Raw genomic sequence first — 24490 nt, 5'->3', positions numbered from 1 at the left:
TATGCTGGGAAATCTGGAAAAAGAAAAACAAAAACTCTACTCTGTCCTAAAGAGAATCACTCCTGGCGATAGAATTTTAATTGAAATACCCACCAAAGGCACTATCAAGACCCTTTACCTGGGCTGGTATCCAGATAATTTCTTACTCACCACTTTGCCCCCTTTTGCGGGCATAAAAAGAATCTTACAGGCTGAACCAGACCTTACTTTGCGCCTGCTGGTAGATGGAGAAATCTATTCCTGTATTACCACTCCCTTTTATTTTACCTTTAAACCCACGGGAATGCTCTTTTTAAGAGAGCCCTTTAAAATAGATGCCCTCAATCTTCGCAAGGTGCCCAGGGTAAATTGTTTTTTTCCTGCCAGCTTAAAAAAGAAAAGGAAATAGAAGGCGTTTTGCTCAACTTAAGCAGAGGTGGAGCAGCTTTTCTTTTAAAGGAAGAAGGGGATAAAAATAAGTTAAGCCCAGAAGATGAAGTAGAGCTCAAATTTTCCCTGCCCAATAAAGAAGATATTGCGATTAAAGGCCAGATAAAAAGGTTTTTTCTGGAAGACAATAAACCTACCCTGGCTATTGTTTTTTTGGCCAATAGTGCAGAGGATAAGGCCAATATAGATAAAATAGACAAATACATCAAAAATATCCTTACTTACCTAAAATCATGAAAAGCGAAATTATTGCCTGGAACCAGGAACTCATCCCCAGCCAAACTCCCAAGCTCAAGCAGGCGAGTTTGGTCCTAATTTTTGGCGAGCGGGAACTTCTGGCCCAAAAGGGAGTGGAATTTTTAATCCAGCACTATCCTCAGGCCAGAATCATGGGCTGCTCTACTGCTGGAGAAATCTATAAGACCCAGGTCAAAGAATCTTCTCTGGTGAGTGCAGCCATTTCTTTTGAAAAGACTGAGTTTAAACTGGTCAAGGTCAATTTAGACGACTTTAATTCCAGCTATGAGGCTGGGCTAGCCCTTCAAAAAAAACTGCTTAACTCCCAGCTTAAACACATTTTTCTCTTAAGCAAGGGCCTAAATATTAACGCCAGTCAACTTTTAGAAGGGTTAAAAGAAGATTTGCCCCCTTCTATCAACATAAGCGGAGGCCTTGCTGGAGATTGTACCCGCTTTGAGCAAACCCTCCTGGTCTATGACCAGAAAATCCAAGACAACTTTATTTTGGGTCTGGGTCTATATGGAAATAACCTTTCTATCACCTGCGGCTCTGCAGGTGGATTTATTCCCTTTGGCCCGGTACGACTAGTTACTAAAAGTAAAGACAATATTTTATATACCCTGGATAATACTGTGGCCCTGGACCTTTATAGTACTTATTTAGGAAAATACGCCCAGGAGCTACCATCTTCTGCCCTTTATTTTCCCCTGGCACTCATTAAAGGAGAGCAAAAAATACTGGTGCGCTCCATTATAGGAATAGATAAAAAGGAAAAGAGTCTAATATTTGCAGGTGACATTCCTGAAGGAAGTTATGTGCAACTAATGCGAGCCAGTCATGATAACCTTTTAGAAGGGGCAAGTATGGCTGCTACTGGAGCTAAACAAAAAAATTCAGAATTGGCCATTTTAATCAGTTGTATTGGAAGAAAACTTGTTTTAAAAGAAAGGATTGAGGAAAAGCTGGAAGCAGTAGAGGAGGTTTTAGGACATAAGAATTTTATTGGTTTTTATTCCTATGGAGAAATTGCTCCGCTCAAGACTCAATCCTGTTGTGAATTACACAACGAAACCATGACCATTACTGTATTAAGAGAAAAATAAATGGAAACTAAACCCTGGCACCCTCTACTTTTAAGACAGATAAAAAAAATTTTAAAAGAAGTACCAGAACAAAGCCCCTGTTTAGACTTGCTTAAACGCATCAATGAAACCTATTATCAATTTGAAGAAGATAGGTATCTTATAGAAAATGCCCTGGCTCTAAGCTCCAAAGAACTCCAGGAAGCCAACACCAATCTCATGGCCATTTTTCAATCCTTTCCAGATATTATTTTTCGCCTGGATTTTACAGGCACAATCCTGGATATAAAGGGCAGTGTTTCTGCCCATTTTCTGCTGCCACCCCATAAACTTTTAGGGAAAAAAATTCAAACCATTCCAGTGCAAGGGGTGAATAAACTTTTTGAAAATGCCTTAGAAGAAGTAAAAAAACACTCTCCCTATAGCTTTGAATACCAAATCAAGCAGACCAAGCAGAACAAATTCTTTGAAGCCAGGCTGGTTAGGATAAGCAATAAAGAAGTTATTGCCATTGTGCGGGATATCACTTCCCAAAAACAAACCGAACAACAACTCTTACAGGCTCAAAAACTCCAGGTTATAGACAGTCTCACCAGTGGCCTGGCCCATGATTTCAATAATATTTTAACTGCCCTGAAAACCAATCTGGAAATATGCCTGCAAAAACTCGTAAACCCTGAGAACATTAAATACCTGGAAAGAAGTCTCAAGGCCATAGATAGAGCCTCCCTGCTTACCCGCCAGCTTTTAAACTTTTCCCGCCCAGAAGAACTGGAACCCAAAACCAGTATCAACCTGAACCAGCTGTGTACCAATGTCTTAAACATGGTGCAAAACCTCCTGGGCGAAAATATCACTTTTAAAACTGACTTTCAGCCTGGACTCTGGTCTATCTGGGGCAATAGCAACCAGCTGGAACAGGTGGTTATGAACCTGCTCATCAATGCCAGAGATGCCATGCCCCAAGGAGGAGAAATCACCTTAATTACCCGCAACATCCACTTAAGCACGGAAAACAATTCTCCTCTTCAAGACCAGGTATTGCTCATGGTCAAGGATACAGGCCAGGGCATTCCAGAAGAGATTAAAGAGCGCATTTTTGAACCCTTTTTTACCACCAAGAAAAAAGGCAAGGGCACAGGCCTGGGCCTGGCTATGGTTTCCAAAATAGTCTATCAACACCAAGGCCTTATTGAAGTGGAAAGCAGGCCCAATCAAGGAACCACTTTTAAACTTTACTTTAAAGCTGACCCCACAAGCGTTTCTACTGCTTCCCAGGACAAGGAAGAAGAAGTATTAGCTTTGCGAGAATGTCCCCTGCTACTTTTAGAAGATGAAGATATTATTCGGGAAGCTACCGCAGAAGCCTTAAGGGAGAAAAACTTTTCCGTTTACACTGCTTCTTCTATCAGCGAAGCCAAAAGAATTTTTAAAGAAAAGGAAAAGGAACTGGGGCTTATTATCAGCGACATTATGCTTAAAGACGGCAATGCCTTGGAATTCATTGCCTGGGCCCTAAAGAGAAGACGCATAAAAACTATTTTTACCAGTGGCTATCCAGAAAAAGAAGAACTCATTCAGGAGTTAAATCCAAGAGAATTCATTTACCTCCAGAAGCCTTTTTCCCTGCGCAAACTCTTTACTGCTATTGATGCGCTTCTCAATTCTTAAATTTTTTAAACCGTGGCCTTAACCTTCTGCTAGAAGATAGGTATAGAGTTGGAAGTATTTTGCTTCCATTTTATCCACCTGAAAGTTCAAAACCTCTTTAAAACCCGTTTGGGTCAAACGAAAGTACAGGTCGTCGTCTTCAATTAACTTTACCAGTTCTTCAACCAAAGTCTCAGGCTGGCTCAGTTTAAAAATAAGGCCATTTACCCCTGGCTCAATGAGTTCCAGGTTGGCTCTTAAGTCAGAGGCAATCACTGGTACCTTGCTAGCCCAGGCCTCCTTTATGGTGCCACTACTTCCTTCTCCATCTTTAGAGGGGACCAAAAGCACATCCAGTTTGGGCAAAATCTTATTGCTCTCCCTAAACCCCAGGAAGCGAACCTGCTCCTCTAACCCCAAAAGACGCACCTGGGCTTCCAGTCTGGGGCGCAACTCTCCCTCTCCTACTATTAGCAAGCGATAAGCAAAGGGAAGGTGCTTTAAATAGGGCAAAACAAGTTCATGTCCCTTTTGGGAAGACAAAGCGCCAATAATACCCAGTATTACAGGTGAGGACAGTTCTTTCTGGCGCAGAGGATATCTCTTTAACTCCAGGGCACTGGGAATGGAAAAGATTCTGGAAGCAGGTAAACCCTGTTGTTTTAAGTAGGCACAGATTTCCTTACTTACGCCTACCCAGGCTTCAGCCAGGGTGTACTTTTTTTTGCTCCACCAATTTCGAAAGGGATAGGAAACTCTACGGGTGTGTATGAGGCGAATTTGAGGATAAAGTTTTTTTACCCAAAAACTCAAACCCACGGCCCTGGCTTCATGGGTGTGTAAAAAAGTACAGTTGTTTTTTTTTATCCAGGAAGCAAGTTTGAATGCGCTCAACCAGTTGAACTCTCCTCCACCCAGGGCAAGTACAGGCACCTGGGGAAGTTCTTCCTGGACTTTTAGCAACAAGAAAGAATTCTTACGGGCAGCTAAAGCAACCTTTATCCCTCTTTCTAGCTGACTACTCAAGAGATAAAAGACCTGGCGCTGCCCTCCTCTGTATTCTTTACCTAAATCCAGGTGAACTACAGAAAAATCCATTAAAAGGGAACTCCATAACTTTCCTGGTCTGCCAGTAAAAGCTGGCGAATCTTTTTGCTCAAAGGACCAGGTCGTACATCAAAAACAGGTTTGTCATTAAAACGCACCACACTTACTGCATCCAGAGTGGTACCCAAAAGGATAATCTCTCTGGCTGCATAAAGCTCTTCTTCCCGAATGGGCCGAAAAATAATGGGATGCTCTGCCTTTAAAAGCTCTAAGGCCCGCATCATAGTGGTGCCAGCCAGGGCATTACTGAGCTCTGGCACTACGATTTCTCCCTGCTCACTGACCATAATCACATTTTCAGTAGAGCCCTCAGCTAAAAAGCCCTTTTCATCAAAACATAAGGGAAAATCATAACCCTTTAAAATAGCTTCCCGTTTCATCAATACATTGGGAAGATAGTCCACGGTCTTTACCCTGGCCAGATAACACTGCTTGGCTGGAGTCTCAGCCCGAAAAGCAGTTACACCCTTTTCCCAGAAACTTTCAGGTTTATAAGGGTATCTGCGTACCACTATATACAAACTGGACTCAGGACATTCCCTAAAATCAGTAGTAAAACCTCCTGGGCCCCGCCCCATAAAAAGAGAAACTATGCCATCTTTTTCCCTGGTGGTAGCAGCCACCTCTAAAATCAATTCCCCTATCCTTTCCCAGGCACAGGGAGGATCTAAATAAATGGAGCTGGCCGACCTTTTGAGCCTTTCTAGGTGTTCTTTTAATAAATAGAGTTTTCTGTTTTTAAACTTCATGGTTTCAAAAACACCATCTCCTCTGTGCACCAGGTGGTCATCTAGGGGAATGAGCATAAGCCTTGGGTTTTTTACTACAAAACCAAGTCTATGCTCGTAAAAGGCCAGGATATTTTCTTCTCCTGGCCTTTTATAACTTAGCCACTTATCCAGTACTTCCTTATCTGTAGCAATTTTCAATTTTTACTCCTTTTAAGGAACTCTAATTAATTCTTTGATTAAAAGTAGCTCTGCAATCTGCACAGCATTTAAGGCAGCTCCTTTGCGTAAGTTATCAGCTACTATCCACATATTTAATCCATGCTCTACAGTATCGTCTTCCCTAATCCTGCCCACAAAGGTGTCATCCTCGCCAGCAGCATAGATAGCCAGAGGATAAATATTTTCCCTGGGGTTATCCAGGACCTTTACGCCAGGAGCCTGACTTAAAATGGCTCTGGCCTCTTTAGCGGTAATTTTGTTGAAAAATTCCACATTTACAGATTCGCTGTGGCCATAGAATACTGGTACCCGTACAGTAGTTGCAGTGACCTTAATCTCTGGGGCGTGCATTATCTTTTGAGTCTCCAAAACCATTTTCATTTCTTCTTTGGTGTAATCGTTTTCCAAAAATACATCTATGTGCGGAAGACAATTAAAGGCTATCTGATGGGGATAAACCTTTTTCTCCACTTCCTGCATATTAAAGATTTGTCGCACCTGGTTTTCCAGTTCTTGAATGGCCTTCTGGCCTGTACCTGAAACTGCCTGATAGGTGGAAACCACTACCCTCTTTATCTTGGCCACATCGTGCAAGGGCTTTAAAACCACCACCATCTGAATGGTAGAGCAGTTGGGATTGGCAATAATGCCCTTATGCCAGTGCAAGTCTTCTGGATTTACCTCTGGCACCACCAGAGGAATGTCCTTTTCCATTCTCCAGGCACTGGAATTGTCCACTACCACACAACCTTGCTGGGCAGCCAAAGGAGCAAACTTTTTGGAAGTAGAGCCACCTGCAGAAAACAAGGCCAAATCTATACCCTTAAAGGAATCTTCCTTTAATTCTTCCACCACCAGTTCTGTATCTTTAAAGGGTAGCCTGGTCCCTTTGGACCTGGCAGACGCAAAAGCACGCACTTCCTTGGCTGGAAAATCCCTTTGCTCCAAAGTCTTGAGCATCTCCCTGCCCACAGCTCCTGTGGCTCCTACTACAGCCACTACTGGATACTTTGCCATGTTTTCCTCCCCTTTTATAAATTATAAAATATTTTTAACAATCTCCAAACAAGCCTGAGACTTATTTAAGGTATAAAGGTGTACTCCTGGAGCACCACCTTCTAACAACCCCTGCACCTGTTTTTGAGCCTGCTTAATACCCACTTCTATTACTCCAGCACTTCCCTTTTTTTCTCTGCCTCTTCCAGTTCAGTCAAAAGTTCCTGAGGGATACTGGCTCCACAGAGGTTTACAATCCGCTTAATGCCCTTAAGGCTCATAATGGGTAAAACCCCTGGAATAATAGGCTTGTCTATGCCTATTTTTCTCGCCCTACTTACAAAATCAAAGTAGAGGTTGTTGTCAAAAAACAATTGCGTAATTACAAAATCTCCACCCAGGTCCAATTTTAATTTAAGATAGTTTAAATCCTCTTCCAAACTCTTAGCTTCCACATGTCCTTCAGGATAACCAGCTACTCCCAGAGAAAATCCCTGTCCTTCTTTTTCCCGAATAAACTGGACCAAATCTGAGGCGTGCTTAAACCTCTCACTATCAGGCACAAATTTTTCTTCCCCTCTGGGTGGGTCTCCTCGTAAGGCCAGAATGTTTTCCACTTGAGCTGCTTTTAAACTTTCTAAAAAGAAAGTAATATTTTCTTCCTTAGCTCCCACACAGGTAAGATGGGCCATGGGCTCCAAGGCAAAGTCTTGTTTTAAAATCTTTACTATCTCCAGGGTATAATCCTGGGTACTTCCGCCAGCTCCATAAGTTACAGAAACAAAAAGAGGATTTATCTGTTTTAAATTTTCCACTTCTGCAAAAAAATCTGACCACTTTTCCTTTTCTTTAGGTGGAAAAAACTCCAGAGAAATAAAAAAATCCCTTTGAGTTAAAAGCTCTCTTATTTGCAAAATTCAACTCCTTGCTCTAAAAGTAAATTGACTTCAAAAAGATAAACTTTATAGATATTCCTTTAGTCCCAAAAATTCAAGGAGATTATTATGTATCCCAAAATAAAAGGAGTAAATCACCTTGCCCTGATCACCCAGGACATGGAAAAAACTGTGCGCTATTGGCGAGACCTTTTGGGATTTGAACTCATTATGACTCTGGGAAGCCCCAGTTATCGCCAATATTTTTCAAAATTTCCCCTAAAGAATTGGTGGTTTTCTTTGAATGGCCAGGTGCAGAAAAACTGCCAGAAAAAGAACACGGCTATCCTACCAATACGCCTTTAGGTTTTGACCACCTGGCTTTTAGTGTGGAAAGCAAAGAAGACCTTTTTGTGCTTAAAGACAAGCTGGAATACAATCAATTCTGGGTGTCAGAGATTCTAAATCACGGTTATATCTATTCTCTTTATACCTTTGACCCCAACAACATTCCTCTGGAATTTTCCTGGCCCTTGCCTGACATAGACTTATCCATCTTAGAGCAACATCTGGATAGAGAACCTGTAGCTGCCCTTAAAGAAGGAAAATTTCCCAACCCCCACTTTTGGCCAACCCCGGCTAAGTATAAGCAATCTCCTGTTTATCCAGGAGCTGGAAGCGAACTTTTTCATGGCCACAAAAAAGCTTGATTAACTTGCCTGAATCATTTTTTTCTTTTTCTAAACTAAAAACGAAAAAATAAAAAAATCCCCTCTAGTTCTTCCAGGCTAAAGGGGATTTTTTATAAATAAAATTATTTCAAAAAGTTAGATACTCTATCCATCAGGCGTAAGAGTTGATTGGTAAATCCTGCTTCATTGTCGTACCAAATCAAAGTTTTTACCAGGGTGGAGTCCATTACTGTGGTGCACAGCCCATCCACTACTCCGCCATAAGTGGAACCGTTGAAGTCTATGGAGACCAGAGGTTCTTCTGTATAGCCCAGGGTGTCTTTAAGATAGGTCCTGGAAGCTTCTTGCAAGGCCTTATTTACTTCTTCTTTAGAAGTAGGCTTTTCCACCTCGCAAACAAAATCCACCAAAGAAACATTGGGGGTAGGAACGCGCACAGCCATGCCATCCAGTTTGCCCTTTAACTCAGGAATAACCTGGGTAACAGCCTTGGCAGCACCAGTGGTAGTGGGTATCATGGACATGGCAGCTGCCCTGGCCCTTCTCAAGTCCTTATGAGAGCCATCCAAAATCCTCTGACTCATGGTATAGGAGTGGATGGTGGTCATAATACCGTGTTTTATCTGAAAATTTTCCTGAATAACCTTGGCTGCAGGAGCAAGGCAGTTGGTAGTACAGGAAGCATTGGAAATAATCTTATGTTCTGGCTTTAAATCTTTATCATTTACTCCTACCACAATAGTTACATCTGGCTCTTTTCCAGGTGCACTAATCAAGACTCTTCTGGCTCCACAGGCAAGATGCTTTTCGCAGGACTCTCTGTCTCTAAACTTGCCCGTGCTTTCAATCAGCAAATCCACTTCATATTTTCCCCACTCCCACTCGCCAGGAGCCTTTCTGGTCACATACACCTGTTTGCCTTCGTAGATAAAACCCTCTTCATTGGGAGTTATTTCTGCCTCAAAAGTGCCGTGCACAGAGTCATAGCGCAGCAAATGCGCCAGAGAGGCATTATCAGCTCTGGCATTTATCACCACCAATTCATACTCTGGTCTATTTTTAAGTAATCTGGTTAAGTACCTCCCAATTCTCCCAAAGCCATTTAAACCAACTTTTATAGCCATTTTAACCTCCTAAACTCTCTTAAAGTTAAGGTTTTACTTATTCTTAAACCACTTATCTTTATCTCTTAACAACTGATAATTGGTAAGGTCCAGTTGCAAAGGAGTTAAAGTAATATACCCCTGGGAAAGCAAATAGCGGTCTGTATCAGGTCTAACCTTTTTTAAGGGAATAACTCCTGTCAGCCAAAAGTATTCCCTTCCCCTGGGGTCCAGACGTTTTTCATACCTGTCCTCATAAATTACATCTGTATGGGGACAGATTTTTAACCCCTTACTCTTTTCCACCCCTATTCCAGGAAAATTTAAGTTTAAAACCGTACGCTTGGGAAGTGCTGGCCAATCTACCTCAAAAATAAATCTGCTTACCCATCTGGCCTCTTGTTCCAGGTCTGCAGGCCTAAAGTCATCAATGGAAACAGCTAAAGAAGGAATATTGGCCAGTGCCCCTTCTGTAGCTGCTGACACTGTCCCTGAATAAAGGATATCAATGCCCACATTGGCTCCATTGTTTATCCCTGAGATTACCAGATCTGGTTTTTTCTCCTGAAAGTAAAAATTTAAGGCCCACTTCACGCAATCCACTGGAGTACCAGAAATCCCTATACCTTGAAAACCATCTTCTTTGATTTGCTTGCTCCTCAAAGGAGAAAAGATGGTCACAGCGTGTCCCACTGCACTTTGCTCAGTAAGGGGCGCTACTACCACCACTTCTATGCCTGCTCCAAGCAAGGCCCTATACAGGGCACGCAAGCCTAGGGCTTGAATACCATCATCATTGGTTAGGAGAACGACCATTTTTTAGGTATATCCGGATAGAGTTGTTTGGCTTTGCTATAACCTAAATTTAAGGCCTTTATATTTTTATCTATTATTTTGGCTGGAAAAACTTCCTTTAAAGTTTTAGCCGCTGCATTTTTATTTAAAAAGGGAAGTAAATAACACAAAGCTCCCAGAGTAAGTACATTGGTAGCCTGAACCACTTTTAACTTTTCCTTGGCCAGTTGAGTAAAGGGTATGCCCACATAGTTATTAGTAGGCAATTGCTCTACCATAAAGGTATCCACCACCAATAGCCCATCTGCCTTTAGATTGCGAAAATAAAGATTACAAGCCTCCTGACTCAAGGCCACCAGGACATCTAAGTTTTCTGGCTTGGGATAGCTGATGGGCGAAGAACTAATAACCAAATCCGACCTGCTAGCCCCACCCCTGGCTTCAGGACCATAACTCTGGGTTTGAGTTACATAAAAACCATGCTCCAGGGCCAGGGCCTGTCCCATAATCTTGCCCAGAGTTAAGATACCCTGTCCTCCCAGGCCTGAAAGGCGTATTTCAAAGCGGTTGAGATAAAATTCTTTAGCTGACATCTTATTTTTTACTCCTAAGCTTTTCCCTTAATTGACCATATTTTTCTTCAAAACCAGGCTCTTGTTTGTCTGAGAATACTCCAATGGGAATCTTGCCTGCTCTTTTTCTTCAGGCAGCTCTTTATACTTTTCTACTTTAATAGTGTTTTTTCTATACCAGGAATACATTTCCACAACATTTTTAAATTTATTTTTACGCCCATATTGAGTAAAACAGGGAGTTAAGACCTCTACTACATTAAATCCTGGATTTTCAATAGCTTTAGTTAAAAGCTTATCCATCAACTGCGCATGTAAAGCCGTAGTTCTAGAAACAAAATTGGCTCCACAACCAAGGGCCAGGTTGACCACATCAAAGTCCCTTTCCAGATGACCATAGGGAGTGGTGGTGGAATAGGAATTTTCTGGTGTGGTGGAAGAGCTCTGTCCACCAGTCATGCCATAAATGTTGTTATTTAAAACCAAAGCAGTCACCCCAATATTTCTCCTGGCAGCGTGGATAAAGTGATTACCGCCAATGGACAGGGCATCTCCGTCTCCCATTACCACTATGACTTTTAGCTTAGGGTTGGCCAGCTTAACCCCAGTAGCAAAAGTTAAAGCCCGACCGTGGGTGGTGTGAATGGTGTTAAAGTCCACATACACAGCCATTCTGCCTGAACAGCCAATACCAGCAATTAACACCACCTCATCTTTACTCAACCCCAGATGGTGTACGCTTCTAATAATAGAACCAAGCACAATACCATGCCCACAACCAGGACAATAAACATGAGGAAACTTTTTAGAATGTCGTAAATATTCATGAATAAGTTTTGTGGTTTCAACCATAAGCCTAATCCTTATAAATTTTTTTCAAGATTTCTCCAGGAGTAATTATCTGTCCGTCCACTCTATTGATAGTTACCACCCTGGAAAGGCCATTATTTACCCTTTTTACTTCTCTGGAAATCTGTCCCATGTTCATTTCCGGGACTATTACCTTTTTACACTGTCTAGCCAGCTTTTCTACATAGGTCCTGGGAAAAGGAAAAGGGTCTTTAGGACAAGTAGTCCTGCCTTACAACCACTCTCTCTGGCCTGGGTAATGGCGAGCTTGGCAGACCTGGCTACACAACCATAGGCCACCACTACCACCTCTGCATCCTCTGTTTCCACTTCTTCTACCAACTGGATGTCATAGAAAAACTGGTCTATTTTTCTAAACAACCTATGCATAAGGGCACTTATTTCATTAGCTTTACTCGTAGGGTAGCCATGCTCATCATGGGTAAGACCAGTTACATGATAACGATACCCAGAGCCCAAAGGTGGCATGGGAGGAACTCCCCGCATGGTCTCTTCATAAGGCACATACCACTCTGGTGGCATGGTGGGAATGGTGCGATTAATAATGGTAAGTTCTTCAGGTCTGGGAAGCACAATCTTTTCTCTGGTGTGTGCTGTGACTTCGTCTAAAAGCAAAATAACAGGAGTCCTGTATTTTTCAGCAAAATTAAAAGCTGCAATGGTCATGTGTAGACACTCTTGCACATCACTGGCCGAAAGGACAATAATGGGATGGTCTCCATGCGTACCCCACCTGGCCTGCTGCACATCTCCCTGGGCAGGATTGGTGGGTAAGCCGGTAGAAGGGCCTCCCCGCATAACATTGACAATAACCAAAGGCACTTCAGCCATACAGGCATAGCCAATATGTTCTTGCATCAAAGAAAATCCAGGTCCAGAAGTGGCAGTCATAGCCTTTCTGCCAGCCAGAGAAGCGCCTATCACTGCTCCTAAGCTGGCAATTTCATCTTCCATCTGCACAAAAACGCCCTCTTCCAGTTGAGGAAGTTTTGCAGCCATGCCTTCAGCTATTTCGGTAGAAGGAGTAATGGGATAGCCTGCAAAAAAACTACATCCAGCTAAAAGGGCTCCTTCCACCACAGCCTCATTGCCCAAAGCAAAAAGTTCTTTTCTCTTAGGTTTTCTAGCCATAACTTAATTTTTTCCCTCGTTTTTATGCTCAGAATTATTCCTTTTATTATCCTTTTTATCCTTAGCAACCACAGAAATGGCAAAGTCCGGGCAGTGTAGTTCACAAAATCCACAGCCTATACACTCTTCCATCCTGGCCACATAGGCCTTGCCATGTTCATCAAATTCCAGCACCTTGCCCGGACAGAAATTTACACAAATACCACAGCCTTTACACCAGGCAGGATAAACAGTAACAATGGTTTCACCTTTCTTTTTAGCCATTTTACCCCCAAAAATAAGATAAAACTTGCGCTTTTATACTTCCTTGTTTAAATCCCAAGGAACAAGAGTGGTTAATTTCTTAGTCCAAATAAATAAGATAGGCAACAGTGAAAGAGAAAAAAAAATACCTGACAGACCTAAAAGAACAGGAAAAAGTAGAGGACATCTTCCTGGTCTTATCAGCCCAAAAACTCATGGCCAAAAATGGTCCTTACTGGCAACTTGTACTCCAGGACAAAAGCGGGCAAATGCAAGCCAGAATCTGGAGTCCTTTGAGCTTGCAACTGGAAGAAATTGCCCCTGAAAGTTTTTTTTGGATTAGAGGAACAGTGCAAGCCTTTGGACAGGAGCTACAGTTAAAAATAGAAGAATTAACTCCTTTAAGTCAGGAAGAAATAGACTTAAGCCAGTTTTTACCAGCTACTGAAAAGCCGCCAGAGGAAATTTTTCAGGAACTAAAGGAATTACTCTGGCCTAATATCCACTATCCCCTATGGAAAAATCTCTTAACTTCTGTTTTTAAAAACCAGGAATTAAAAAAGGCCTTTTTACAGGCCCCTGGAGGCAAATCCATCCACCATGCCTACCTGGGAGGACTGGTGGAGCATACTTTAGCTGTGTGTAAAATCTGTTTGCAGTTAAGTGCTCTCTACCCTTTTATAGACAGGGACATTTTACTTACTGCTGCTTGTTTACACGACCTGGGCAAGGCCTTTGAACTGGAATCCAGTTTTAGTCGCAATTACACAGATGAAGGAAAACTTTTGGGGCATATATTTTTAGGTCTGGAAAAGCTCCAGCCCTTTTTAACTCCTCTGGAAGAAAAAGAACCTGAGTTAATCCTGCACTTAAAGCACCTCATCCTTTCTCATCATGGGGAGCTGGAATTTGGCTCACCTAAAAGGCCCAAAACGCCTGAGGCTATCTTGCTCCACTTTGCAGACAATCTGGACGCTAAACTCAATCTCCTGCAACAGAGCTTAAATATCGAACCAGACTCAGAAACAGAACCCTTTTGGTCTGAGTATAACCGAGTACTCTCCAGACCACTTTTCTGGCCCAAAAGAACCCCTAGGCCTAAGGATAATTCTGAAGAAACTTCCCAAGCCAAACTTGCGAGGATAAACCAATGTTTATTACCTTTGAAGGAATAGAAGGCTGTGGAAAAACCACTCAAGCCAAAAAACTAAAACACTACCTAGAAGAACAAAATAAGGAAGTAGTTTTAACCCGTGAACCAGGTGGAAGCAAACTGGGAATAGAGCTTAGAAAATCCTGCTCTCCCTGGAAAATCAAGGTATAAGCAAGGAATGTGAGCTTTTTTTATATCTGGCCGACCGGGTAGAGCATGTACAACAGGTAATAAAACCAGCCCTGGCTCAAGGCAAAGTGGTGATTTCTGACCGCTATGTGGACTCCACCCTGGTCTATCAGGGCTATGGAAGGGGTATTGAACTGGACTTGCTCTACCAATTAAATGCCCTGGCTACCAACAACTTGGAGCCCAATATTACTATACTTTTGGACCTGCCAGTAGAGACTGGTCTAAAAAGAGCTCTAGAGCGCAATTTAGAGAATAAACAATCCAGACAGGAAGGAAGGTTTGAAGCAGAAAGTTTGGATTTTCACCAGAAAATAAGAGAAGGTTATCTTACCCTGGCTTCCTTACATCCTGAACGCTTTATTGTCCTGGATGGCTCTCCTGCTCCAGAAAAGGTTTTTGCCCAGTTACTGGAAAAGATAAAAAACAAACTAAAATTCTAGGTTTAAAAAGGAAACTTCCCATGCAACCCATTCGTTCTAAAGAAGAATTCCTGGTTTTTGGTTCTCCTCTCATTGAAGAAGAAGAAATTCAAGAAGTGGTACACAGTTTAAAAACCTGCTGGTTAGGTACAGGTCCCAAGGTAGCTAGATTTGAGAAAGACTTTAAACAATATAAAAATATTCCCTATGCCATAGCTGTTAATTCCTGCACTGCTGCCCTGCACTTAAGCCTTATTGCAGCAGACATTGGTCCTGGAGATGAAGTAATCACCACTCCTCTTACCTTCTGTGCCACTGTAAATGCCATTATTCATGCTGGAGCCACTCCTGTTTTAGTGGATGTGGAAGAGGATACCTTTAATATCAATCCTGAACTCATTGAAAAAAAATAACGCCCAGGACCAAGGCTATCTTGCCCGTACACTTTGCAGGCAGGCCCTGTGAAATGGACCCCATTTTAGAAATAGCTCAAAAATATGGACTCAAAATCATTGAAGACTGTGCCCATGCTATAGAGGCCAAGTATAAGGATAAACCCTGCGGAACCTTTGGAGATTTTGGCTGTTTTAGCTTTTATGTTACCAAAAACATTATTACTGGTGAGGGAGGTATGGTTATTACTCCTCACCAGGAACTGGCTAAACGCATAAAAATTTTAGCCCTGCACGGAATGAGTGCTGATGCCTGGCGCAGGTTTTCAGATGAGGGATATAAGCACTATTTAGTGGTTGAGGCTGGCTTTAAATACAATATGATGGACTTACAAGCTGCAATTGGCATTCATCAATTAAAAAGAGTGGAAACGTATTGGGAAAAAGAAAAGAGGTCTGGGAAAAATACCTGGAAGCCTTTCAGGATTTGCCTTTAACCTTACCTGCTCCTTTTCCCTCTTATCTGAAACCCTCTTATCATCTCTTTACTATTTTGGTGGATGAACAAAAGACCCATATTTCTAGAGATGCCTTTTTAGAACAGATGACCTTTCACAATATAGGGGTTGGAGTACACTATTTAAGCCTGCCAGAACATCCTTACTATCAAAAGACCTTTGGCTGGAGGCCAGAAGACTATCCTGTGGCAGCTAAAATAGGCAGGCAAACCCTAAGCCTTCCCCTTTCCGCCAAACTCACTGCAAGGGATATTGAAGATGTCATTTTAGCTGTAAAGACCATCTTGGAGCAAGCCAAGTGTCAGTAAAAGCAACTGGACTGGTCCTTACCTTTAATGGTGAAAAATACCTGGAAAAGTGTTTGCAAAGTTTGAGTTTTTGCCAAGAAATCCTAGTGGTGGACTCAGAAAGCACTGACGCTACCAGAGAAATTGCCCAAAGCTTAGGAGCCAGAGTTTTAGTCAATCCCTGGCCAGGACCGGGCAAACAGTTTGAATATGCCTTTAAACACATAAAAACCCAGTGGGTAGTCTCCCTGGACCAGGACGAGATACTTTCCCCGGAATTACAAAAAGAAATCATAACACACCTGCAAAATCCCCGGGACTATGTGGGCTTTTACTGCCCCAGAAGGTCCTTTTACTTTGACAGGTTTTTAAAGCATTCTGGCTGGTATCCAGACTATCTGCTCAGGGTCTTTTCTTTACCTCAGACTAACCTTCATATTTCTGAGCCTCACTATGGCTTTAAGCCTCAGGGTAAAACCAAAAAACTAAAAGGAGACATTATCCACTTTCCTTACGCCAATTTGAGCGAACATCTAAACAAAATAAACTACTATACCCAGGAAGCAGCTAAGGATTTAGCCAGTAAAGGTGTTTCCAGTGGGCTCTTCAAGGCTCTGGGCCATGGGCTGGCTCGCTTTTTAAAAATCTACCTTTTCAAACAGGGCTTTCGTGACGGTCAGGCTGGATTTATTTTGGCTCTAAATTCTTTTTCTATGGTTTTCTTAAATATATCAAAATATTAGAGATAAAAGAAAAAAAATCTCAAAAAAATGTTGACAACTCGCAAGCTAATATATAAAAAGCTGTCTCCTACGGAGGGCGGGTAGCTCAGTTGGGAGAGCATCGGCCTTACAAGCCGGGGGTCACAGGTTCGAGCCCTGTTCCGCCCACCACTTTGACAAGGGGTCGTAGTTAAGATGGTAATAACGCCGGCCTGTCACGCCGGAGGCCGCGGGTTCAAGTCCCGTCGACCCCGCCATCAAGAAAAAAGCCACTATCCAAGGATAGTGGCTTTTTGTTTTTTTCTTTTATTTCAATAGTTTAGCTTCTATATTTCAGGTTTCTCATCTACCATAAACAAACCTTAATCTATCTTACCTAGACTTTCTCTTTTACTTATCCCAAGAGTTCTAAACTCCCAGCCAAAAAGCTTTCTAGCACCTCCCTGTATTTTTCTTTTACACTTGTAAAATTTTTTTACACCTCCATTCAAAGTAAAGCTAATAAAATCAATAAGTTAAGCAGGCACAGTTATTGATAACCAAAAGATAAAACCAATCAAACCAATCAAACAAGGAGCAAAAAACTGTGAAAACCACTCAATCCACTGGCTATCATTCAGAGCACTATTATAAAAAATTAACCAGACAAGTGTGGATTTTGATTGTACTTGTTTCGCTCATTCCTCTTTTACTGGTCAATGGTTTTATTGCTCTTAAATTTAACACTTCCTATAAGGAAAAAACTTTAGAAAATATCAAACTAATATTTTTAAAACATAAAATCTACATTGAAAATTTTTTAAATGAAAAAATATCTAATATTTTGCTTATATCTGACATTTATAGTTTTGAAGAATTAAAAAGTGAAGATACCCTAAAAAAAATATTTGACAATTTAAAAAGTAATTATGGAAATGTATTTGTAGACATAGGAGTTATAGACAATGAAGGAAATCAAATTTCCTATGTCGGACCTTTTAAACTTAAAGGAATAAATTATAAAAAAGAAAAATGGTATAACGAGGCTAAAAACAACATATTTTATATAAGCGATGTATTCTTAGGATTTAGAAAACTACCTCATTTTATAATATCTGTAAAAAAAACAGCTAATCAAAAAACTTATTTAATCAGAGCAACTATAGATTTTTTCTATTTCAATAAAATAGTAGAAAATATAAAAATAGGACATTCTGGTGTAGCCTATATTGTAAATGAAGACGGCAAACTACAGACCAGTGAAAATCCTATTTTAGAGTCTCAATCTAACATAATAAAAGATATTTTACAAAAAAATGATAGTAGGCAAGGTATAAACTATTTTGAAAAGAAAAATGAACTACAAGAGTTAAATATCTATCTAATATCAAAGTTAGAAAATAAAAATTGGTATTTAATTTTCCAACAACCTAAAAAACTAGCTTTTGGAGATTTATATTTTACTCAAAAAATTGGAATAATTTCTCTAGTTTTAAGTACTATATTTATAGTAGCTCTATCTTATCTAATAACCAGAAATTTAGTCAGACATATAAAAAAGATAGATAAAGAAAAAGAAATTATGAATGAACAAATAATAGAAGCTGGCAAACTAGCTTCTTTAGGTGAGTTAGCTGCAGGTATTGCCCATGAAATCAATAACCCTGTGGCAATCATGGTGGAAGAAGCAGGATGGCTGGAAGATATTCTGGAAGAAAGCATTCAAGATAGGGGAAAAATAGAAGAATTTTCTCGCTCTTTACGACAGATAAAAACCCAGGGCAAAAGATGTAAGGAAATAACCCACAAACTCCTAAGTTTTGCCAGGCGCATTGACAGTCGAGTATCCAAAATCCAAATCAATGAATTTATAAATGAAGTTATCTCTCTTTCTGCCAGAAGGGCCAAGTTTAGTAATATAAAAATTAAATCTATCTTAAGTCCTGGATTGCCAGAAATATATGCTTCTCCTTCAGAGCTACAGCAAGTCTTCCTCAACTTAATCAATAATTCCATTGATGCTATCGATGAAAAAAAGGTGGACTTATTACCATTTCTACCAAAAGAGCAAAAAATCAAATAATCTGTGAAATAACAGATACAGGATGTGGTATTCCCAAAGCCAATTTATCCAGAATTTTTGACCCATTCTTTACCACTAAGCCAGTGGGTAAAGGAACAGGTCTGGGACTTTCTATCTGCTACGGAATAATCAAAAAGATGGGAGGAGATATTAAAGTAGAAAGTGAAATTGGTAAAGGAACAACCTTTACTATCTATTTACCAATAAATAAACAAGGAGGAGAAAATGAAAGTTAATTTATTATTAGTAGATGATGAAAAAGATTTTGTGGAAACTTTAAGCAAAAGATTAAGAAAAAAGGCATTGAAAACTTATACGCTGTTTACTCTGGAGAAGAATGTATGGATTTTTTGAATCAAAACAAAAATATCGATGTAGTCATCCTGGATGTTAAAATGCCTGGTATGGATGGTATAGAAACTTTAAGAGAAATAAAAATCAAATACCCTTTAATTGAAGTTATTATGCTTACAGGACATGGTACAGTGGAGTCAGCCATTGAAGGCATGAAATTGGGAGCTTTTGATTATCTTATGAAACCCTGTGAGTTAGAAGAGCTCTTGGATAAAATCGAACAAGCCAAGAATAAGAAAGAAGAACACGAACAAAAAATTTTAGAAGCTCAGATGAAAGAAAAAACTTCACATTTATCTTGGGATTAAAAAATGAAAGCCAAAATCTTATTAGTAGATGATGAAAAGGCCTTTGTGGAAATTTTAACCAAAAGGCTTACCAAAAGAGGATTTAGTGTAAGCAGAGCTTACAGTGGAGAGGAAGCTATTCGTCTGCTTAGAAAAGAAGATTTTGATTTAGTAATTTTGGACCTCAAAATGGAAGATATGGATGGCTTAGAAGTTTTGAACATTATAAAAAAAATGGTGCCCAACCTTTCTGTGGTCATGCTGTCAGGTCATGGTTCTGAAGATGCTGCCAGAAAAGGTCTGGCTTTGGGTGCCTGTGATTACCTTTTAAAACCCTGTGAACTGGAAGAACTACTTGAGTGTATAGAAAAAAATATACCTAAAAAAGGAGGAAAGGATGCGTAAACTTTATAACCTATTACTAATGGCTTCCACTTATCAAGCTAGGTGGGAACTAAGAATGGCTAAAAACATCCTGTCTAGCAAAAAACGGCTCTTCATTTTAGGACTACTTTTAATTCCCATTATTATTGGTGGAATTGCCTTTGCAGATGACTTACCTTTAATTTTGGGTGGTAAAAAAGCCTATGCTCCTGCTTTTTATTCTTTGAATATCTTCTTGGTCTCCATAGCCATAGGCCTTTGTGCAGGTCTAATTACTGGTTGTATTGGCGCTGGTGGAGGTTTTGTTATCACCCCGGCCCTTATGAGTGCTGGCATAAAGGGAATTCTGGCAGTAGGGACAGACTTATTTCACATCTTTGCTAAAGCCATTATGGGCACTGTAGTCCACAAAAAACTAGGAAATGTTTCTGTCAAACTAGCCATTGCCTTTTTGGTTGGTTCCTTTGGCGGAGTAATTGTGGGTGGAGTCTTAAATCGGGTTATTTACGAGTTTAGTCCTGTTATGAGTGATGCTTTTATCAGCCTTATCTATGTATTTTTACTGGGATTTCTAGGTATTTATGCCCTAATGGATTTTATGAAAAGTAAAAAGGCTCCGGTAGAAGTTTCTAGTTCTTCTAGTGAGCAAGAAGGGAAAGAAGGTCTTCCCCATAAACTGCAAAAATTTAACTTACCACCCATGATTACCTTTGACGAAGATTTAGTGCCTGGAGGCAAGAAAATATCCTTTTGGTTTGTAGCTATCTGCGGTGCTATTGTAGGTTTTGTCGCTGCTATTATGGGTGTAGGTGGTGGCTTTTTAACCTTTCCCATGTTTGTCTATGTACTTGGCGTCTCTTCTTTCACCACAGTGGGTACAGATATCTTACAAATAATCTTTACAGCTGGTTTTGCTTCCATTTCCCAATACGCCATTTACGGTTATATCTTCTATACCTTGGCCATGGGTATGCTTTTGGGCTCTTTATTGGGAATTCAAATTGGAGCCCTTACCACCAAAGTAGTAAAAGGTATTTATATCAGAGGCTTTTATGCCACTGCTATCTTAGCTGGTTTTGCCAACCGCCTAATGGCTCTACCTGGAAAGTTAGGCGACATGAAGGTTATCAGTATAAATCCTCAAACAGCTAAACTTCTGGCAGAAATAGGAAATTATCTCTTTTTTGTTATTCTAGGTATCTTTGCCTTTTGGGTTATAGGTAAGTTTGTAGGCAATTTAAATCAGTTAAGAGAGGAGGCTTAAGATGCTAATTAAAGATAAAAAGCACTTCTGGCTAGGTTTAATTACGCTAGTCGCCTTTTTTATAGTTCTTTATGTCATGTTTTTACCAAAATTTGGAGGTAAAAGCGCCCTGGACAAGGCAGATGACTTATTCAATTCTCTGGCTAAAGGTTCTTCTTACTATTTCGACGATTTAAAGAAGAAAAATATTACTTTAAATTTTAATACAAACTATCAATTTACTTTGAATCTAGAAGAAAACATCATTAATGATACTACTAAAATACTATCTTTTCATACAGAAAACATCCGTCAAAATGGAAATGAGCTTACTTTTAGTGTAAATCTCTATAAATTTTTAGATAGAATAATTGAGGAAGGAAAACTTCTTTACAACAACGAAACCACCAGCTTAGAACAAACCTATGGGGTTCCAGCCAAAAAGCTTTTCTTTGTTTACTGGTCCTTACTCAAAGGTATAAATACTGAGCTAAAACTGGACAAAAAGGTTAAAGAAGCAGACTTGGTAGACTCAGTGCAAAAAAGAGGAGTGGAATTGGCCTACAACTTTTTGGGAATTGTTCCTGAAAAAGTGGCCAACAAAGCAGGTATACTTACCTTTGCTCTTGTCTTTTATGTGATTTATACCTTATGGTTTGGATTAGGAATATTCTATCTCTTTGAAGGATTTGGTTTAGTAATGAAAAAAGGTGCAAAAGTAGAACATTAACCTCTTCTCTTCCCACTCTCTTTGGCTTGGGGTAAAGAAAGTCTCTTTGCCCCAAGCCAACTTTTTACTTGAGAAGGAAATGAAACATGAATGAATTAAAATTTATTCTTTTAGGCATCCTGGTGGGAATTGCTGCCAGTTTTACCGGGCTTGGGGGTGGTTTTTTAATGGTGCCTTTGCTAATTTACCTGGGCTATCAAGCCCAACAAGCTGTGGGGACTTCTTTTTTAGCCATTTTGGTTATTTCCATCTCTGCCTTACTAGCTCACCAAAAATTAAGTAATGTAAATTACAAACTGGGCTTCCTGCTGGGCATAGGCGGCATAATTGGAGCTCAAGTGGGGGCAAGGCTTCTGGAAAACGTGGATACGCAAATGTTTAAAAAAATATTTGCCTTTGTCCTGTTAGGACTCGCAATTTATTTATTTTTTAAAAAGTAAAACACTAACATATGTTAAAATTTATTAAAAATTTATTTTTTAAAGAAAAAAAGAAAAAGTTGTAGATGAAAACTTTGCTTACCAAAACTACAAAATATTCAAATCCATTCTAACTTATAACAATCAGGCTCTCCAAATAATGTCCGAACTAGAGAGAGCTTTATCTGAAAACATTCCTATAAGCCTAAATTATATTCGTTCTCGCTGCATATCTTTAGTAACTACAATATATAAAATGATAGAAAGTTTAAATATTCTTTCTAATAACAAATATAAAGATTTATACATCTATTTTGAAGAAATAGTTAAAAATATTGAAACTCATATTTCCTTTGATGAGCATCCAGCAAAAGGTGAACAAATAATTTTTTTGGAAGATATAGATATAGATTTACAAGACAAAGTAGGTTCAAAGGTAGCTAATCTTGGAGAACTGTATAAAAAACTTAACATAAAAGTACCTTACGGTTTTGCCATTACTAAATATGCTTATCAGCTCTTTATGGAGCAAGCTAGTCTAAAGGATAGAATAAGGATTTTATTAACAGAAATAGACCCCAATGACCTGGAGTCTATTTTTCACCAGGCAAGCAAAATAAAAGAGCTAATTATATCTACTTCCTTGCCTTCTGAACTGGAGCAAAATATTTTAACTGCTTTTGAGACCATGCAACAAAAACTAAATAAAAAAGATTTAAAGGTCTCTGTAAGAAGCAGTGCCCTGGGAGAAGATTTAGCTCATCTTTCCTTTGCTGGACAATACACCAGCAAGTTAAATGTATCTAAGGAAGAAATCATTCAGGCCTATAAGGAAGTAGTTGCCAGTAAGTACAACCCTCACGCCATTATTTATAGACTGAAGATGGGATTAAAAGATGAAGATGTAATGATGTGTGTTGGAGTTTTGGAAATGATTGCCGGAGAGGTCTCTGGAGTTGTTTACTCTGCTAATCCCATCAATTTAAGCGATGAAATCATTATAAGCAGTTGCTATGGCTTGGCCAAGGCAATTGTAGAAGGAATAATTGAAAACGATGTTTTTAAAGTAAAAAAAGATAAAGAACGCTTTGTAATTATAGAAAAAAAATTGGCAGTAAAACAAGGGGTTATTTTTTAAAGGAAAGGGGAATTGAAAAAAGTAAAATTTCCCCTTCTCTACAAAACCAGCCTTCTCTTTCTGCTCAACAAGTTATTTTCTTAGCTCAAGAATCCAAAAAAATAGAAAGTTATTACCACTACCCTCAAGACATTGAGTGGACGCTTTCCCAAAATCAACTTTATATTTTACAAAGCCGTCCCCTTTCTACCAGCAATACTTCCTTTACTGAAGAAGAGTTGGAAAAAATTAAAACCAGCAAGTTACAGGTGCTTTTGGAAGGAGGAGAAGTGGCCAGCCCAGGAGTAGCCATGGGCAAAGTTTACAAAGCCCAAAAAGATGCAGATCTTTGGACCTTTCCTCCCCAGGCCATTTTAGTGGTCAAAGAAGCCTCTCCCAAGTGGGCTTTGGTTTTACCTCAAGCAGCTGGGCTTATTGCTGAATTTGGAAGTGTCAATGGACACTTGGCCAATGTGGCCAGAGAGTTTAATCTTCCTGCCCTAGTAGGAGTTAAAAAAGCCTTTTCATCTCTGGAAAGTGGACAGGAAATAACCTTAATAGCCCAGCTCAAAAGTATTCTGGCTGGAATAAACCCAGAAATTGCCCAAAAATACCAATGGAAGCCGCCTCAAGTTAATTTGGAAGGCCCTGTTTTTAAAACTCTAAAAAAAATCAATACCTTTATAACTCCTCTAAATTTACTTTCTCCCCAAAAAAGCAACTTTAAACCTTCTGGTTGCAAGACCTTGCATGATCTTACTCGTTTTATTCATGAAAAGGCCGTGCAAGAAATGTTTTCCACTTCCCAGGCCAAAGACTTTACTGGCACTCTGGCCAAACAATTAAAGACCAGTGTGCCCATGCAGTGGTGGGTTTTAAATCTGGGAGATGGATTTAAAAAACCTGTAAAAGGAAAATATGTGACTCTGGACAACATCAGATCTATCCCCATGCTGGCCATATGGCATGGCATTACAGCCATTCCTTGGGAAGGCCCCCCTGTACCTGATGGCAAGGGATTGGCTAGCCTTATTTTTCAATCTACCCTTAACCCTGATTTAGAACCCCTGGTTGCTTCCAGTTATTCTCAAAAAAATTACTTTATGATTAGTAAAGATTTCTGTCATTTACAGTCTAGATTTGGTTTTCACTTCACAGGCATAGAAACTTTGGCTGGAGAAAGGACTAAAGATAATTTTATTCGTTTCCAATTTAAAGGAGGAGCTACTGACCTAGAACGCAGGAAAAAAGGGCTATCTTTATTGGAAAAATATTAAAGGAATATAACTTTGAGGTAGAAATTATAGAAGATAAATTAGATGCAAGATTAGATAGGTATGAAGTAAAGCCTATAGTAAAAAGATTAAAAATCTTAGGTTATCTTATAATCCATACCAGACAATTAGATATAATTATGAACAACTCAAAACAGGTAGATTACTATAGAAAAAAAATAAAAAAGGACATTTCTCTGAT

Annotated in this window: 26 protein-coding genes, 2 tRNA genes and 5 pseudogenes; 23 read left to right on the top strand and 10 right to left on the bottom strand. The window is 39.8% G+C overall.

The window, feature by feature from the left end:
* Window position 1: 1 nt before the first annotated feature.
* The 4 genes from ACZ42F_RS02140 to ACZ42F_RS02125 are packed head-to-tail and all read left to right on the top strand — an operon-like array spanning window position 2 to window position 3422.
* The gene (locus ACZ42F_RS02140; protein ID WP_464279570.1) at window positions 2-388 is read left to right on the top strand and encodes a flagellar brake domain-containing protein; all 387 of its coding nucleotides are present in this window, start codon (window positions 2-4) and stop codon (window positions 386-388) included.
* Window positions 349-666 carry a PilZ domain-containing protein gene (locus ACZ42F_RS02135; RefSeq protein WP_464279569.1) on the top strand — a complete coding sequence of 106 codons (318 nt, stop codon included), beginning with the start codon at window positions 349-351 and terminating at the stop codon, window positions 664-666. The genes ACZ42F_RS02140 and ACZ42F_RS02135 overlap by 40 nt, the downstream gene beginning before the upstream one ends.
* Complete coding sequence (locus ACZ42F_RS02130; RefSeq protein ID WP_464279568.1) at window positions 663-1772, top strand: FIST signal transduction protein; 1110 nt, start codon at window positions 663-665, stop codon at window positions 1770-1772. The genes ACZ42F_RS02135 and ACZ42F_RS02130 overlap by 4 nt, the downstream gene beginning before the upstream one ends.
* Window positions 1773-3422: a two-component system sensor histidine kinase NtrB gene (locus ACZ42F_RS02125; protein ID WP_464279567.1), complete on the top strand. Its 1650-nt coding sequence runs from the start codon at window positions 1773-1775 to the stop codon at window positions 3420-3422.
* Between the two features lie 18 nt (window positions 3423-3440).
* Here the strand turns inward: ACZ42F_RS02125 and ACZ42F_RS02120 are convergent, their stop codons facing one another.
* From ACZ42F_RS02120 to metF, 4 genes and pseudogenes are all read right to left on the bottom strand, one after another.
* Window positions 3441-4499 (bottom strand): glycosyltransferase family 4 protein, encoded by a 1059-nt coding sequence (locus tag ACZ42F_RS02120; protein ID WP_029965635.1) that lies wholly within the window; start codon window positions 4497-4499, stop codon window positions 3441-3443.
* Window positions 4499-5437, bottom strand: a complete 939-nt coding sequence (locus ACZ42F_RS02115) for an aminotransferase class IV (RefSeq protein ID WP_029965636.1) — start codon at window positions 5435-5437, stop codon at window positions 4499-4501. The genes ACZ42F_RS02120 and ACZ42F_RS02115 overlap by 1 nt, the downstream gene beginning before the upstream one ends.
* 12 nt (window positions 5438-5449) lie before the next feature.
* Window positions 5450-6475, bottom strand: a complete 1026-nt coding sequence (locus ACZ42F_RS02110) for an aspartate-semialdehyde dehydrogenase (RefSeq protein ID WP_029965637.1) — start codon at window positions 6473-6475, stop codon at window positions 5450-5452.
* A gap of 21 nt (window positions 6476-6496) precedes the next feature.
* A pseudogene (gene metF, locus ACZ42F_RS02105) lies at window positions 6497-7368 on the bottom strand (methylenetetrahydrofolate reductase [NAD(P)H]).
* Window positions 7369-7458: 90 nt separating this feature from the next.
* Here metF and ACZ42F_RS02100 point away from each other — a divergent pair.
* A complete protein-coding gene (locus ACZ42F_RS02100) occupies window positions 7459-7695 on the top strand; it encodes a VOC family protein (protein WP_464279566.1) in 237 nt (78 codons plus the stop codon).
* On the top strand, window positions 7620-8039 hold the full coding sequence (locus ACZ42F_RS02095) for a VOC family protein (RefSeq protein ID WP_464279565.1): 420 nt from the start codon (window positions 7620-7622) through the stop codon (window positions 8037-8039). Before ACZ42F_RS02100 ends, ACZ42F_RS02095 begins: the two co-directional genes overlap by 76 nt.
* Window positions 8040-8143: 104 nt before the next feature.
* On the opposite strand, the gene gap is transcribed toward ACZ42F_RS02095, so the two are convergent.
* The 6 genes and pseudogenes from gap to ACZ42F_RS02065 all read right to left on the bottom strand — a co-directional run bounded on the left by gap (window position 8144) and on the right by ACZ42F_RS02065 (window position 12756).
* A complete protein-coding gene (gene gap, locus ACZ42F_RS02090) occupies window positions 8144-9145 on the bottom strand; it encodes a type I glyceraldehyde-3-phosphate dehydrogenase (protein WP_029965641.1) in 1002 nt (333 codons plus the stop codon).
* A 33-nt stretch (window positions 9146-9178) separates the two neighbouring features.
* Window positions 9179-9940: a 5'/3'-nucleotidase SurE gene (gene surE / locus ACZ42F_RS02085; protein WP_029965643.1), complete on the bottom strand. Its 762-nt coding sequence runs from the start codon at window positions 9938-9940 to the stop codon at window positions 9179-9181.
* Window positions 9925-10512: a 2-oxoacid:acceptor oxidoreductase family protein gene (locus ACZ42F_RS02080; RefSeq protein WP_464279564.1), complete on the bottom strand. Its 588-nt coding sequence runs from the start codon at window positions 10510-10512 to the stop codon at window positions 9925-9927. Before ACZ42F_RS02080 ends, surE begins: the two co-directional genes overlap by 16 nt.
* A 1-nt stretch (window position 10513) precedes the next feature.
* Window positions 10514-11343 (bottom strand): annotated as a pseudogene (locus tag ACZ42F_RS02075) (2-oxoacid:ferredoxin oxidoreductase subunit beta).
* A gap of 4 nt (window positions 11344-11347) precedes the next feature.
* Window positions 11348-12492 (bottom strand): annotated as a pseudogene (locus tag ACZ42F_RS02070) (2-oxoacid:acceptor oxidoreductase subunit alpha).
* 3 nt (window positions 12493-12495) lie between these two features.
* Window positions 12496-12756 carry a 4Fe-4S dicluster domain-containing protein gene (locus ACZ42F_RS02065; protein WP_029965648.1) on the bottom strand — a complete coding sequence of 87 codons (261 nt, stop codon included), beginning with the start codon at window positions 12754-12756 and terminating at the stop codon, window positions 12496-12498.
* A 107-nt stretch (window positions 12757-12863) separates the two neighbouring features.
* On the opposite strand from ACZ42F_RS02065, the gene ACZ42F_RS02060 reads away from it, so the two are divergent.
* The 17 genes and pseudogenes from ACZ42F_RS02060 (at window position 12864) to ACZ42F_RS01980 (ending at window position 24291) form a co-directional block, all read left to right on the top strand.
* The gene (locus ACZ42F_RS02060; RefSeq protein ID WP_464279563.1) at window positions 12864-13910 is read left to right on the top strand and encodes a 3'-5' exoribonuclease YhaM family protein; all 1047 of its coding nucleotides are present in this window, start codon (window positions 12864-12866) and stop codon (window positions 13908-13910) included.
* Window positions 13886-14059, top strand: coding sequence for a dTMP kinase (locus ACZ42F_RS02055; RefSeq protein WP_464279562.1), 174 nt, complete (start codon window positions 13886-13888; stop codon window positions 14057-14059). Before ACZ42F_RS02060 ends, ACZ42F_RS02055 begins: the two co-directional genes overlap by 25 nt.
* On the top strand, window positions 14029-14520 hold the full coding sequence (gene tmk, locus ACZ42F_RS02050) for a dTMP kinase (RefSeq protein WP_464280290.1): 492 nt from the start codon (window positions 14029-14031) through the stop codon (window positions 14518-14520). Before ACZ42F_RS02055 ends, tmk begins: the two co-directional genes overlap by 31 nt.
* A gap of 20 nt (window positions 14521-14540) precedes the next feature.
* A pseudogene (locus ACZ42F_RS02045) lies at window positions 14541-15717 on the top strand (DegT/DnrJ/EryC1/StrS family aminotransferase).
* On the top strand, window positions 15708-16439 hold the full coding sequence (locus ACZ42F_RS02040; protein ID WP_464279561.1) for a glycosyltransferase family 2 protein: 732 nt from the start codon (window positions 15708-15710) through the stop codon (window positions 16437-16439). Before ACZ42F_RS02045 ends, ACZ42F_RS02040 begins: the two are co-directional and overlap by 10 nt.
* A gap of 74 nt (window positions 16440-16513) precedes the next feature.
* Window positions 16514-16589, top strand: a tRNA-Val gene (locus tag ACZ42F_RS02035).
* Between the two features lie 9 nt (window positions 16590-16598).
* Window positions 16599-16675, top strand: a tRNA-Asp gene (locus tag ACZ42F_RS02030).
* Between the two features lie 329 nt (window positions 16676-17004).
* A complete protein-coding gene (locus ACZ42F_RS02025; protein ID WP_464279560.1) occupies window positions 17005-18480 on the top strand; it encodes a sensor histidine kinase in 1476 nt (491 codons plus the stop codon).
* Window positions 18444-18716 carry a sensor histidine kinase gene (locus tag ACZ42F_RS02020; RefSeq protein WP_464280289.1) on the top strand — a complete coding sequence of 91 codons (273 nt, stop codon included), beginning with the start codon at window positions 18444-18446 and terminating at the stop codon, window positions 18714-18716. Before ACZ42F_RS02025 ends, ACZ42F_RS02020 begins: the two co-directional genes overlap by 37 nt.
* The gene (locus tag ACZ42F_RS02015) at window positions 18706-18834 is read left to right on the top strand and encodes a hypothetical protein (RefSeq protein ID WP_464279559.1); all 129 of its coding nucleotides are present in this window, start codon (window positions 18706-18708) and stop codon (window positions 18832-18834) included. Before ACZ42F_RS02020 ends, ACZ42F_RS02015 begins: the two co-directional genes overlap by 11 nt.
* Complete coding sequence (locus tag ACZ42F_RS02010) at window positions 18783-19142, top strand: response regulator (protein WP_464280288.1); 360 nt, start codon at window positions 18783-18785, stop codon at window positions 19140-19142. The genes ACZ42F_RS02015 and ACZ42F_RS02010 overlap by 52 nt, the downstream gene beginning before the upstream one ends.
* A gap of 3 nt (window positions 19143-19145) precedes the next feature.
* Window positions 19146-19526 (top strand): response regulator, encoded by a 381-nt coding sequence (locus ACZ42F_RS02005; protein WP_029965655.1) that lies wholly within the window; start codon window positions 19146-19148, stop codon window positions 19524-19526.
* A complete protein-coding gene (locus ACZ42F_RS02000; RefSeq protein WP_464279558.1) occupies window positions 19519-20769 on the top strand; it encodes a sulfite exporter TauE/SafE family protein in 1251 nt (416 codons plus the stop codon). Before ACZ42F_RS02005 ends, ACZ42F_RS02000 begins: the two co-directional genes overlap by 8 nt.
* Window position 20770: 1 nt before the next feature.
* Window positions 20771-21478, top strand: a complete 708-nt coding sequence (locus ACZ42F_RS01995; RefSeq protein WP_464279557.1) for a hypothetical protein — start codon at window positions 20771-20773, stop codon at window positions 21476-21478.
* 86 nt (window positions 21479-21564) lie between these two features.
* Window positions 21565-21918 (top strand): sulfite exporter TauE/SafE family protein, encoded by a 354-nt coding sequence (locus ACZ42F_RS01990; protein WP_029965658.1) that lies wholly within the window; start codon window positions 21565-21567, stop codon window positions 21916-21918.
* A gap of 139 nt (window positions 21919-22057) precedes the next feature.
* Window positions 22058-23208 (top strand): annotated as a pseudogene (locus tag ACZ42F_RS01985) (PEP/pyruvate-binding domain-containing protein); the annotation flags it as partial.
* A 45-nt stretch (window positions 23209-23253) separates the two neighbouring features.
* Entirely contained in the window at window positions 23254-24291 is a 1038-nt protein-coding gene (locus tag ACZ42F_RS01980; protein WP_464280287.1) for a PEP-utilizing enzyme, read from the top strand.
* Window positions 24292-24490: the final 199 nt, after the last annotated feature.

The sequence above is a fragment of the Desulfonauticus autotrophicus genome (genome assembly GCF_055381725.1).
The sequence above is the reverse complement of the archived record's forward strand: the minus strand, read 5'-3'. Positions and strand labels throughout refer to the sequence as shown.